The following is a 12569-nucleotide window of genomic DNA, read 5'->3' on the forward strand; positions in this document are numbered from 1 at the left end:
CCAGCGCAAACTCTCTTAGGGTGCGTGGCATGGCAGAAGCTCTTATCCTCGCTGGACATCAAGTTCACATCTGCCCGGGCATTACCGAAACAGGCGCCACAAACGATCAGCCCCTACCAGATGGAATCGATGTTAACAGAGTCGATGAATACTCTTTTGGCACTTTTTCTGCCGCCCCGAAAGGCCTGCGCGGATTGTTCCTGGGTGATAATACGGTTCGCTGGCTTGAATCACTTCCATACAAACCGGATGCAGTCATTCTTTATGGTACTCACCTCGGATACCTTTCTCGTCTTCTAGGTTATTGTCGTCAGCAGAATATCCGCCTTCTCCTCGATATCGTCGAATGGTATGACCCTCGGCACCTGCCCGGCGGGTTTCTGGGTCCAGTTTCTATCTGCCATGAATATAGCATGCGCTATCTTGCTCGAAAGGCGGACGGAATCTTTGTCATCAGCCGCTATCTGGAAGAGCATTTCGACCTCCAGGGTTGCAGGACTCTGCGGGTTCCACCCATGTTTTCAGGCGCCTCTGCACGCCCTGAACAGTTTCGGACCTCCAATCACATTCTGAACCTTTGCTATGTTGGTTCCCCAGGAAAGAAGGAAGACTTCGATACCCTGTTCTGTGGGCTTCAACTTGCGCGTGATGCTGGTGCCAAATTCTGCGTACATGTTGTCGGGCTTACCGAGCAGGAATTTATTGCGTCGTACCCCACAGTTGACCTGTCGATACTTTCGCGGACCGGGTCCGTCCAATTTTATGGTCGTCTCCAAAATGTTTTCGCGAAGCAAGTCGTCGCATCTTGCGATTTCATGATTCTTCTTAGACGAGATCTCAGGTTCTCTCGAGCGGGGTTCCCTTCAAAGGTGGCAGAGAGTCTCTGCCTAGGAACCCCGGTTATGGCCAACCTGTCCAGCAATTTGGCGGACTACTTGACACACGGACAAAATTCTCTAGTCATTGATTCATTGGAACCATTGGCCCTTTCAAAGTGCATTCTCAGAGCCGCATCGATGAATGATAATGAATTAGCTTCGATGCACCGTCATGCATCAATATCTGCAAATACTTACTTCACCCCAAGAAGTCACTCAGAAGCCATGAGTGCTTTCGCCAGTAGAGTCTTCTAAAATGCTTTCACCAATCCCAAGGCGAACTCAGTTTTTACCAATTCGCATTTCCATAGTGTACCTCTTTAGTACGTTTTTTATTTTCCTGAGTAGTAATTTACTAGAGAAAGTAGAAAGCATCTCCATGCTTTCATTATACGTAATTTCCGTATATTTATTTCTTTATATTGGATATGCGTTTGGTGTCTCGACAAAAAGAAATAAATATCTCGCCACGACAGAGCCCACACAAAAGCAATTGACGCGCATAAAGCGATTGCTGCTTATTGGTATGTTGTATTTATTAGCATGGGGAATTAACCAAATCGTTGATTTTGGCGGAAATAGCGTTTCTCAAGTATTGAATACGATTTCAAATCCCGGTGCAGCCTATAGCGCAAAATTTGAAGTTTATGAACGACGCGTTGCGACGGGAGAAGTTAATAGGCTAACTCAGCTTCTTATTATTTTCAGTGTATTTTATGCTGCGTTTATTCCAACATTGGTTGTTTATTGGCGCTACCTAAATAGACATATACGTACTTTATCGATCGCATCGATCATAATATATATCTTGAGTTTTCTATTTATCGGAACACAAAAGGGCATCGGTGATGTATTTATCCATATACTAGCTGGAGCCCTAATATTATCCGGAATGCAACTCCTCAAAATCGACAGGCGCCAAAAGATCAAACTGGCAAGAGCAGGCGCGATTCTGCTAGCGCTGGTGTTTTCCTACATGGCATTCAATCAATCATCGAGAGCCGAGGAGTTTGGGCTGACGACAACGCTTATGGCAGGAGATGTCTCAAATACTTGGATATCTCATATCTTTGGACGGGATGCTGCGCTTGGGATATACACGATAATTGGATATCCGAGCCACGGCTACCTCGGCCTATCATACAATCTGAGCACGGATTTTGAATTTTCTTATGGTGCGGGACTATCACAAGCACTTGAATCTTATCGTTATCAATTTTTTGGCGGCACTCAAAATTTTTTATTGACCTACCCTTTTCGTACTGAGGCAATCACAGGGTGGCCTGCGGGTATGTATTGGTCGACGGCCTTCCCATGGTTTGCATCAGACGTAACATTTCCAGGAACGGTAGCCCTGATGTTCGTCGCTGGATTTTATTTTTCTCGCGTTTGGCTTAATTGCCTAACCCGACGGGATATTCTATCGTTTGCAATGCTCGGACAATTATTGACGTTTATTGCTTTTCTGCCGGCAAACAATCAGGTTCTCATGCAACGTCAGGGGCTTTGGGCAGTAGCTACACTCATCGCCATCAATATTTTCAGGAAGCTAACTCACACCGGCTCTCCAAACAGAAGATGAACACTCGGATTATTCAGCACTGTTTCGGAAAACCGGCGAGCGGGGGACCCATAGTCGCCCTTGAGCGCTTGCTGGCGCATTCCTCCGTACCATACGGCGTGATCCGACAGACCGAGCCCGCGGGCGGGCTCAATGTCGCCCTCATTCGGCGCTTCGTACGCGAGCTTCGGCAACAGCAGCCCCAACTCGTACATGTGCGTGGACTCGGCAATGAAGGATTTCACGCCGCACTGGCAGCTCGGCTTGCCGGTGTTCCGAAAATTCTCGTTTCCGTCCACGGCACGCAACGTGACCTTCGCCACCCGGGAAACCCGCTGCGACACTGGGTTGTCAAGTCGATTCTTGAACCATTGACGCTGGTCATGGCCACGCACGTTGCGACAGTTTGCGAGTTCGCCGCCCAGCGTAGCTTCATACGTCCATTCATCGGCAAGCTGGTCGGTGTCGTACCGAATGGCGTCGAACTTCCAAACCTGTCGCGCCCGGAAGAGCCGGATTTTCGCGCACGCTGGGGAATCCCCGCCGACCTTCCTCTGGCAGTCTGCGTCTCGCGCATCACCGAGGAAAAGGGCTATCTCACTCTGGCGAGCGCATTGCGCATTCTCGACGCCGAGTGCCGGCTTGCACTGCTGGTGGTGGGCGGTGGCGATGAGTCGAAGCACATTCGGAATCAGTTTTCCGGTCTCGCCAACATCGTTGTGCGTTTTGTCGGTCATCAGCACGATGTCGGCAGTTTTCTCGCCGCCAGCGATCTTTTCCTGTTTCCTTCACTGCATGAAAATCTGTCCAACGCATTAATTGAGGCCATGGCCCACGGCCTGCCGGCGATTGCGACCGATGTCGGCGGGAACACTGAAGTCGTTGCACGTGGGGGCGGCATTCTTGTCCCACCGGGTAACGCGATCGAACTTGCCACGGCGATCGCACGCTTGTTACGGGAACCCGATTTCTGTATGGAGTTGGCGCAGCAGGCTCGAGAAAATATCCGAGCGCATTATTCCGTGGAGCGAATGGTTTCGGATTGGCAAGGGCTGTATGAGCGCATCCTGAAGGACGATCATGGCCGTGCCTAATATCCTTCTTCTCGGCTTTACCGTGCCGGATCCAGTCGCACGCAAGCTGTTTGCGCTTGATCCGAGCCCCGCCGTCCAGACCCACAAGTTTGCCTGGAGTCTCGCCCGCACCTTGCAGCACGGCTTCGGCAAGTTGGTGCTGGCTTCGGCGTGTCCGATACAGAACTATCCAACTGCGCGACGGGTTTTCTTTCAGGGCGGACGCTTCGATGTCGGCGGTACGCAGGGGGTCTTTCTCGGATTCGTGAACCTTCTGGTGCTCAAACATCTGACGCGCTTCGCTGCATGTTTGCTTACCCTTCCGCGCCTCCTGCGAAGTCAGCGCGTCGACTGGCTGTTCGTCCATGGGATCCATACACCGTTCCTGTTGTTCGGGATCCTTGCACGCCTAACAGGACGTAAGCTCGCCGTTGTGCTTACTGACCCCCCAGGTGTGGTCTTGGCCACAGACAGCCGAATCGCTCGCGCTCTCAAACGCCTGGATGTCTGGCTAGTGAGCCGCGCGCTGCGTCACGCCGATGCTGTCATTGCACTTGCCCCGGAATTGGTCCGGCGTCTGGCCATAGCAAAACCAGCTCTGGTATTTCCGGGCATTCTTGATTCATCCCTTGTAGCTGATGGCGCGGTAAATCGCTTTTGTGCTGAGTCGACTGGAACATTCACCATTGTCTACGCTGGCGGCTTGAACCGTGCGTACGGGGTGGATCGACTATTGGATGCGATTCTGGGTATCGATGACGTTCCCGTACGTCTTAAACTATTCGGGCGCGGCGATCAGGAATCGCGAATTCGCGATCTTGCCGCTAGCGATTCGCGGATCGAGTACGGGGGCTTTGTTGGTAACGAGGTCCTTCAGCCCGAACTTCACGCGGCAGATCTACTCATTAATCCCCGTCCAACTGAAGAGGCATTCGCAGCAATGTCTTTTCCGTCGAAACTGATTGAATATCTCGCCACCGGGCGCCCCATCTTGACAACCCGGATTGTGAGCATTCCGGAAAATTATCAGCCTTACTTCAATTTTATTGATGATGAATCGGCATTCGGCATTCGTCGAGCGGTGCTTGACATGATTCGGATGCCGGCAGATCAGCGTGATCTTCAGGGATTGTATGGTCAGAAATTTATCTACAATGAGGCTTCAGAGGCGGCTGTCGGTTCCAAGATCGTTCAATTTATTCAATATGTAAGTTCGTTACGCTAAAATTTATGTTTTTATAAGGAAGTAATAATGTTTGCGGGAAAAATCCTCCTTATCACGGGCGGCACCGGTTCCTTTGGTAACGCTGTGCTTAAGCGTTTTTTGAATACTGGTATCGCCGAAATCCGCATCTTCAGCCGCGACGAAAAAAAGCAGGACGACATGCGCAAGCGTTACAACAACGCGAAGCTGAAGTTCTACATCGGCGACGTGCGCGACGAGCGCAGCGTGGCCGGCGTAATGCGCGGCGTAGACTACGTGTTCCACGCCGCCGCGCTGAAGCAGGTGCCGTCGTGCGAGTTCCACCCGATGCAGGCGGTGCGCACGAACGTGTTGGGCACCGAGAACGTCCTCGGCGCCGCGATCACGGCTGGGGTGAAGCGGGTGGTGGTGCTGAGCACCGACAAGGCGGTGTACCCGATCAACGCCATGGGCATCAGCAAGGCGATGATGGAAAAGGTGATGGTCGCCGCCAGCCGCAATCTGGAAGGCACGGGCACGGTGATCTGCGGCACGCGCTACGGCAACGTGATGGCGTCGCGCGGGTCGGTGATTCCGCTGTTCGTGCAGCAGGTGCTGGAAGGCAAGCAGATTACGGTTACCGATCCGTCGATGACGCGCTTCATGATGACGCTGGCCGATGCGGTGGACCTGGTGCTGTACGCCTTCGAGCATGGCAACAACGGTGACATCTTCGTGCAGAAGGCACCGGCGGCGACGGTGGAGGTGCTGACGCGGGCGATCCTGGAGCTGATGGACAAGCTGAATCACCCGGTCGCGGTGATCGGCAGCCGCCACGGCGAAAAGCTTTACGAATCGCTGCTGACCCGGGAAGAGCGTGCCTGCGCCGAGGACAGGGGCGACTACTTCCGCGTGCCGCCCGACGGGCGCGACCTGAACTATGCGAAGTTCGTCGAGGAGGGCGAACAGCGCATCACCCAGGCGCTGCACGGCGAGGAGTACAACTCGCACAATACGACGCGGCTGGACGTGGAAGGCATGAAGACGCTGCTGCTGAAGCTCGACTTCATGCAGCGCATCGCGCGCGGCGAACGCGTCGATCCGCAGGACTGAACCGATGAAGGTGCTGATTACCGGGGCGAACGGCTTCGTCGGCCGGAACCTGCAGCTGCATCTGGCCGAGCGCAGGGACGTGGAGGTGGTGTGCTTCACGCGCGGGCAGGACGTATCGGCGCTGCCCGCGCTGCTGCAGGGGGTGGACTTCGTGTTCCACCTGGCCGGCATCAACCGGCCGCAGGACCCGCACGAGTTCGTCACCGGCAATGTGGACCTGACGCAGGCGCTGTGCGAGGCCGTGTGCGCGGTCGCTGATTCCAGCGGCAAGCGGGTGCCGATCGTTTATACGTCGTCGATCCAGGCCGCGCGCGACAACCCGTATGGCCAGAGCAAGCGCCGGGCGGAGGAAGCCTTGCTGGCCGCAGCGCGCACCCACCGGCTGCCGGTGCATGTGTTCCGGCTGCCGAATGTGTTCGGCAAATGGTGCAGGCCGAACTACAACTCGGCGGTGGCGACGTTCTGCCACAACATTGCGCGCGACTTGCCGATCCAGATCAACGACCCGGCCGCGCCGGTGACGCTGGTATATGTGGATGACGTGATCGAGCGCTTCGTGCAGCTGATGGATGGCGCCGATGCCGCGGTGGATGCGGACGGGTTCGCGAGCGTCGCGCCGCAGTACACGACGACGGTGGGCGAGCTGGCCCGGCTGATCCGGACTTTCAAGGACAGCCGCGACACGCTGATGACCGAGCGCGTCGGCACCGGCCTGGTGCGCGCGCTGTATGCGACCTACGTGAGCTACCTGCCGCCGGAAGCTTTCACCTACACCGTGCCGCAGCACGGCGATGCGCGCGGCGTGTTCGTCGAGATGCTGAAGACGCCCGACTGCGGGCAGTTCTCGTTCTTCACCGCGCATCCGGGCATCACCCGCGGCGGCCACTACCACCACACCAAGACCGAGAAGTTCCTGGTGATCAGGGGCGAGGCCCGCTTCAGGTTCCGCCACATGCAGACCGGCGAAACGCACGAACTGGTGACCCGCGGCGACAAGGCCGAGATCGTCGAGACGGTGCCGGGGTGGACGCACGACATCACCAACATCGGCGGCGACGAGATGGTGGTGATGCTGTGGGCGAACGAGGTGTTCGACCGGGCGCGGCCGGATACGTATGCATGTGCGCTGTGAGAAGCAGGCGCCCGGGTTGATGAAAGTACGTGTTTACCTGTTGGTATCGCGGGTGAGGGAGACTATACTGCATGGCAACAGCGCCCAAACCTCTGATGTCGGCTCGTCCGGCATTATGTTTGGGCCTTCTTTTTGGGGCGCGTGGTGAGCGCGCTCGCTCCCCCGAAGCCTTTCAAGTCTTACGCCGAACTGGTGGCGCTGCTGCGCGGCCGGGGCATGGCGGTGACCGATGCCGGACGCGCCGAACGCAAGCTGGGGCAGGTGGGTTACTACCGGCTGAGCGGATACTGGTATGTCTGCCGGGCCTTGTGTCGGGATGAACAGGGTCGGGCTGTGCTGTGCAGTACAACGCGGCGACCGCGTCGTGAAGACCGCTTCCTGGCAGGCACGAGCTTCGACAAAGTATTTGAACTCTATTTGTTCGACAAGCGGCTGCGCCTGCTGATGCTGGATGCGATCGAGCGCATCGAGGTGCATGTGCGCAGCGTGGTGGCGCACGAGGTCGGCTATCACGACCCGCTCGCCTATCAGGACAGCCGTTTCATCAATCCCAAACAGACGCGTAACTTCCCGGATCGCCACACGGGGCGACAGCGCAATGCATGGAGCGACTGGCTGCAGCGGCAGAACGACCAGGTGAGCCGCAGCCGCGAAGACTGTATCGACTGGCATCGCAAGGCGAACAAGGCCATGCCCTTCTGGGTGGTGGTGGAGGCGTGGGACTTCGGCACCGTGTCGAAGTACTTCGAGATGCTGAAAGGGACCTATCAGAATCGCGTATGCCAGCGCTTGGGCATCAACAATGCGGCTGTTCTGAAGACGTGGTTGCAGGAACTGAACATCCTGCGCAACCGCTGTGCCCACCACGCTCGAATCTGGAACCAGACGACGAGCAACCCGCTGCCGGGTTTGTCCGATCCTTACTTCCATACATTGGGCATGGATGCCGGAGCGGGATCGCGGCTGTATGGCCTGATCGCGGTGATCTGGTTTCTGGTGCGCAGGATTGGTCCGAGCTCGCAGTGGCTACACGAGATCGCAAACCTGATCGCGACCAAGCCGGATCTGCCCGGGTGTACGTTCGCTGTTATGGGGTTTCCGGACGAATCCGGATTTCCAGGAAAACTTTTCGGAATGAACTGATCCATTTCTCTATGAAAAAACTGAAAGTCATGTCCGTGGTCGGCACCCGGCCCGAGATCATTCGCCTGTCGCGCGTGCTGGCCGCGCTCGACCGGCATTGCGAGCATGTGCTGGTGCATACCGGCCAGAACTACGACTACGAGCTGAACCAGGTCTTCTTCGATGACCTGGGGGTGCGCAAGCCGGATCACTTCCTCAACAGCGCGGCCGGCAGCAGCGGGGCGGCGCACACAATCGGCAACCTGATCATCGGCGTGGACCAGGTGCTGGCCGAAGTCCTGCCCGAAGCGATGCTGGTGTTGGGCGACACGAACAGCTGCCTGTCGGTGATCCCGGCCAAGCGGCGCAAGGTGCCCATCTTCCATATGGAGGCGGGCAACCGCTGCTTCGACCAGCGCGTGCCGGAAGAAACCAACCGCCGCATCGTCGACCACACCGCCGACATCAACCTGACCTACAGCACGATCGCGCGCGACTACCTGCTGCGCGAAGGCCTGCCGCCCGACCAGGTGATCAAGACCGGCAGTCCGATGTTCGAGGTGCTGACGCACTACCGGCCGCGCATCGATGCGTCCGACGTGCTGCAGCGGCTGGAACTGGAGGAGGGGCGTTACTTCGTCGTCAGCGCGCACCGCGAGGAAAACATCGAATCCGAGCGCGCGTTCACCAAGCTGGTGGCAGTGCTGAACGCGGTGGCCGAGGACCACGACCTGCCGGTGATCGTGTCGACCCATCCGCGCACGCAAAAGCGCGTCGATGCGACCGGTGCGAAGTTCCATCCCCGGGTGCGGCTGCTGAAGCCGCTGGGTTTCCACGACTATGTGAAGCTGCAGCTGTCGGCCAAGGCCGTGCTGTCGGACAGCGGCACGATCAACGAGGAGTCGTCAATCCTGAACTTCCCGGCGCTGAACCTGCGCGAGGCGCACGAGCGGCCGGAAGGCATGGAAGAGGCGGCGGTGATGATGGTGGGGCTGGAAGTGGAGCGCGTGCGCCAGGGGCTGGCGATCCTCGAATCGCAATCGCGCGGCGAACTGCGCAGCCTGCGCCAGGTGGCCGACTACAGCATGCCGAACGTGTCGGACAAGGTCGTGCGCATCATTCACAGTTATACGGATTACGTGAATCGCGTGGTCTGGAAGAAGTACTGACAGAATGGCTACCCGAGTTCTGCTGCTGACCCAGTGGTTCGATCCCGAGCCGACTTTCAAGGGCATTGTCTTTGCCCGGGAACTGGTGCGCCAAGGCTTCGAAGTCGAGGTCGTGACCGGCTTTCCGAACTATCCGGGCGGAAAGGTGTATCCGGGCTACCGGATAAAACACTTGCAGCGAGAGGAGATCGACGGCGTACACGTCACCCGCCTCCCTCTTTACCCAAGTCATGATCAAGGCGCTGTGGGGCGGGTCCTCAACTATGTCAGCTTCGGGGCTTCTTCGGCCTTGTATGGCTTGTTCGGTGCGAAGCGACCGGATGTGATCTATGCCTATCATCCCCCGTTGACGGTGGGCATTGCAGCAGTGTTGATTCGGCTGTTTCGTCGCGTTCCGGTCGTGTACGACATACAGGACATGTGGCCCGATACGCTGCGTGCGACGGGAATGTTCTCGAATCAACGCGCGTTGAAAGCCGTGTCGTGGGTTTGCGACTGCGTTTATCGTCACGTCGACCGTCTGGTTGTGTTGTCACCGGGCTTCCGGCGTCTGCTGATCGAACGTGGCGTGCCAAAAGACAAGATCGACGTCATCTACAACTGGTGCGCCGAAGATGCGATCGGGGTTCCAACCGGTGAAGTCCCTCCGGGATTTCCTGGCCCTCAGCACTTTCGTGTGCTCTTTGCCGGGAACATGGGCAAGGCGCAGGCTCTCGACTCAGTGCTGGAGGCTGCGGCTTTGGTGCGCGACGTGGCGCCCACATTGCGCTTCGTGTTTCTTGGCGGCGGAGTCGAGGTAGCGCAGCTTCGACAGATTGCCAGCGATCGGCAATTGCACAATGTTGTCTTCCTGCCACCCGTGCCGATGGCAGAAGTAGGAAGCTATCTCGCGGCGGCGGATGCCCTGATGGTCCACCTGAAAAAAGACCCGCTTTTCAAAATCACAATTCCCTCGAAGACTCAGGCCTATATGGCGGCTGGCAAGCCGGTCCTGATGGCAGTCGAGGGCGACGCAGCGGATTTGGTCAGAGAAAGCGGCTGCGGGCGGGTTTCTGATTCTGAAGATCCCCGCGCGATCGCCGATGCCGCCCTGACGCTGATGCGTGCGACATGCGAAGAGCGGGCCTTGATGGCTCGTAACGCTCGCCAGTTTTATCAGGAGAAGCTGTCCCTCAGTGTCGGCGTGAGCAGGTTCGCGTCGATTTTTCGAACCTTGGGCGCGCAGCAAGCGTAGATCTGGGCTTACAAACTCTTGGTATGACGTTCATCGGGTCAATACAGTGATGCTTGCTGAGATGGGCATTCCCGAAAGCAGCCCTAAAATCCCCTCTCACATGATCGAGGGCTGAATCATGCATATCGATACGCTTCGGGTAGAGAACTTCCGCTGCTTTAAGCAGGAGACGTTCGAGTTCCAGTCTGGATTCAACCTGCTTGTCGGTGTCAATGGCAGCGGCAAGACATCGCTGCTGAAGGCGATTGCAGCCGGGTTGGCAACTCCGATCAACGGGTTGGGAAAAAGCCCACGTTGGCCGCATGCCGAGGAGGCGAACGCCCGCCTTGCCTTGATCGAACTGCAGGGGCGGGTTCGGTATGAGCGGTGTTACCCCGTGCGTATCGAGCTCGAAGGCGAAGTTTGCGGGTCTGCACGAAGTTGGTGGGTGGAACAACCCGGGCCGGCTAGCCAATCAAAATTCGAACACACGGTTTTTTCTGCAATCGCGGACGAGTCTGCCCGCATCGCTCAGGGAGGACAGGGCGCTTTGCCTCTAGCGGCGTTCTATGGAGCCGAACGGCAGTGGCGGCTGAGCGGGGTGGGCGCTGACACCGCCGTGCGGCATCAGGATTCGCGCCTGGACGCTTATGCCTCATGGTTCGATGCCGCCCTCGACATGAAAGGGCTCGAAACCTGGGTCATCGGCAAATCACTGGAACGCCTGGAAGCCGAATCGGACAGCCGCGATGTAGACAACGGCGGTGCGCTCGATGAGCTGGCGCTGGTCAACCGCGCCGTGGCGCTTGCGATACCGGGGGCGAAAGGCTTGCGCTACGACATCAAGTACCGGCGCTTGGTCCTGGAGTGGCAGGACGCCGACCCCGTACCGTTCGAGACCCTGAGCGATGGCCAGCGCGCCTTGGCTGCACTGGTGGCCGACATCGCGCGACGCATGTGCCTGCTCAATCCCCAATTGGGGGCGCGTGTGCTGGACGAAACGCCTGGCGTGGTCCTGATCGACGAACTCGACATGCATTTGCATCCGGCGTGGCAACGCAGGGTCTGCGGCGTGCTGAAGACTGCGTTTCCGTGCATCCAGTTCATCGCCGCCTCGCATTCGCCGCAGATCATCGGCGAGCTCGTGGCCGACGAAATCCTGCTGATGAAGGGCGGCCAGGTAGTGGGCCATCCAGAGCGGGCGCTGGGTTTGCCAAGCAGCGAAGTGCTTGCCGAGATCATGGGTACCGAACCGCAGAATACGGAGGTCGCGGCCGCACTGCGACGAATCCATCAGGCGCTGGACAACGAGCAACTCGACGTGGCCGAGCGGGAAATCGTGGCGCTGGAGTCGAAGGTCGGGGCGATTCCCGATGTGATCGAGGTGCGTAGTGAGCTCGACAGCCTGCGTTGGCTGGGCGAGGAGGACCAGCCTTGAGATGCATCGTGAAAGGGCCGGAACCACGCGAGTTGCTGGATTGGAAGCGCCAGAATCGAGCAAGCCCGCAGAATCTGACCTACACGGGGGGCGGGTTTCCGCGTGAAGCGGTCAAGCATGCGTTGATGGTTGAACAGCATCATCTGTGCGCTTATACGATGCGCGGGCTGAAGTCTGCGGCCGATTGCCACATCGAGCATGTGTTGCCGCAGGCACGAAAAAACCCGGAAGAAACGATCGACTACCACAATATGTTGGCCTGCTACCCAGGCAGCAACAGCAAGACGGTATGCGAGTTCGGCGCCCATGCAAAGGGCGACTACGACCCGGAACGGGGTCCGTTCTGTTCCCCATTGCACAAAGCGACACCTTCGAAGTTCAGATTCTCTGAGACGGGAGAGGTGACTGGTCGTGATGATGTGGCACAGGCAACGATCGAGGTGCTGCGGCTCAACCACCCGATCCTGGTCCATGACCGCGAAGCTGCCATTCGAGGCGGTTTGAAGCCGGGCAGACGACGGCAGTTCTCTGCAGCGGCTGCGCGGCGTCTGGCTGCCGAGGTCCGAAAGCCGGACTTCGAGGGGCGATTGCGGCCGTACTGCGAGGCGATTGCGCAGGCGGCGCTGAAGTATGCCGATAAGGAAGAGCGCAAAGCGCGCCGGCTACGTCAGCGCCGTGTTTAGCCTT

Annotated in this window: 11 protein-coding genes; all 11 read left to right on the plus strand. The window is 57.7% G+C overall.

Features of this window, described 5'->3' with window-relative positions:
* The first annotated feature begins 29 nt into the window (after positions 1–29).
* The 11 genes from EBN1_RS16620 to EBN1_RS16670 all read left to right on the plus strand — a co-directional run bounded on the left by EBN1_RS16620 (position 30) and on the right by EBN1_RS16670 (position 12565).
* Complete coding sequence (locus EBN1_RS16620; RefSeq protein WP_157866637.1) at positions 30–1133, plus strand: glycosyltransferase; 1104 nt, start codon at positions 30–32, stop codon at positions 1131–1133.
* Entirely contained in the window at positions 1108–2460 is a 1353-nt protein-coding gene (locus tag EBN1_RS16625; RefSeq protein WP_157866638.1) for a hypothetical protein, read from the plus strand. The genes EBN1_RS16620 and EBN1_RS16625 overlap by 26 nt, the downstream gene beginning before the upstream one ends.
* Positions 2385–3533, plus strand: coding sequence for a glycosyltransferase family 4 protein (locus EBN1_RS16630; protein WP_011239135.1), 1149 nt, complete (start codon positions 2385–2387; stop codon positions 3531–3533). Before EBN1_RS16625 ends, EBN1_RS16630 begins: the two co-directional genes overlap by 76 nt.
* Positions 3520–4737 (plus strand): glycosyltransferase, encoded by a 1218-nt coding sequence (locus tag EBN1_RS16635; RefSeq protein WP_041646531.1) that lies wholly within the window; start codon positions 3520–3522, stop codon positions 4735–4737. Before EBN1_RS16630 ends, EBN1_RS16635 begins: the two co-directional genes overlap by 14 nt.
* A gap of 27 nt (positions 4738–4764) precedes the next feature.
* On the plus strand, positions 4765–5808 hold the full coding sequence (locus tag EBN1_RS16640; RefSeq protein WP_011239137.1) for a polysaccharide biosynthesis protein: 1044 nt from the start codon (positions 4765–4767) through the stop codon (positions 5806–5808).
* A gap of 4 nt (positions 5809–5812) precedes the next feature.
* Positions 5813–6940 carry a UDP-2-acetamido-2,6-beta-L-arabino-hexul-4-ose reductase gene (gene wbjC / locus EBN1_RS16645; protein ID WP_011239138.1) on the plus strand — a complete coding sequence of 376 codons (1128 nt, stop codon included), beginning with the start codon at positions 5813–5815 and terminating at the stop codon, positions 6938–6940.
* A gap of 144 nt (positions 6941–7084) precedes the next feature.
* Positions 7085–8083 (plus strand): Abi family protein, encoded by a 999-nt coding sequence (locus EBN1_RS16650; RefSeq protein WP_011239139.1) that lies wholly within the window; start codon positions 7085–7087, stop codon positions 8081–8083.
* 11 nt (positions 8084–8094) lie between these two features.
* A complete protein-coding gene (gene wecB / locus EBN1_RS16655; protein ID WP_011239140.1) occupies positions 8095–9231 on the plus strand; it encodes a non-hydrolyzing UDP-N-acetylglucosamine 2-epimerase in 1137 nt (378 codons plus the stop codon).
* A gap of 4 nt (positions 9232–9235) precedes the next feature.
* Positions 9236–10465, plus strand: a complete 1230-nt coding sequence (locus EBN1_RS16660) for a glycosyltransferase family 4 protein (protein WP_011239141.1) — start codon at positions 9236–9238, stop codon at positions 10463–10465.
* Positions 10466–10583: 118 nt separating this feature from the next.
* Positions 10584–11882 carry an AAA family ATPase gene (locus EBN1_RS16665; RefSeq protein ID WP_011239142.1) on the plus strand — a complete coding sequence of 433 codons (1299 nt, stop codon included), beginning with the start codon at positions 10584–10586 and terminating at the stop codon, positions 11880–11882.
* Complete coding sequence (locus EBN1_RS16670; protein ID WP_011239143.1) at positions 11879–12565, plus strand: retron system putative HNH endonuclease; 687 nt, start codon at positions 11879–11881, stop codon at positions 12563–12565. The genes EBN1_RS16665 and EBN1_RS16670 overlap by 4 nt, the downstream gene beginning before the upstream one ends.
* Positions 12566–12569 lie beyond the last annotated feature (4 nt).

It is taken from the genome of Aromatoleum aromaticum EbN1 (assembly GCF_000025965.1).
Lineage (GTDB): Bacteria > Pseudomonadota > Gammaproteobacteria > Burkholderiales > Rhodocyclaceae > Aromatoleum > Aromatoleum aromaticum.

Bases quoted from the DNA above. Each gene is read 5' to 3' on its own strand.
- EBN1_RS16620 (WP_157866637.1), top strand. From the start codon at position 30: ATGGCAGAAGCTCTTATCCTCGCTGGACATCAAGTTCACATCTGCCCG.
- EBN1_RS16635 (WP_041646531.1), top strand. From the start codon at position 3,520: ATGGCCGTGCCTAATATCCTTCTTCTCGGCTTTACCGTGCCGGATCCA.
- EBN1_RS16640 (WP_011239137.1), top strand. From the start codon at position 4,765: ATGTTTGCGGGAAAAATCCTCCTTATCACGGGCGGCACCGGTTCCTTT.
- wbjC (WP_011239138.1), top strand. From the start codon at position 5,813: ATGAAGGTGCTGATTACCGGGGCGAACGGCTTCGTCGGCCGGAACCTG.
- wecB (WP_011239140.1), top strand. From the start codon at position 8,095: ATGAAAAAACTGAAAGTCATGTCCGTGGTCGGCACCCGGCCCGAGATC.
- EBN1_RS16660 (WP_011239141.1), top strand. From the start codon at position 9,236: ATGGCTACCCGAGTTCTGCTGCTGACCCAGTGGTTCGATCCCGAGCCG.
- EBN1_RS16665 (WP_011239142.1), top strand. From the start codon at position 10,584: ATGCATATCGATACGCTTCGGGTAGAGAACTTCCGCTGCTTTAAGCAG.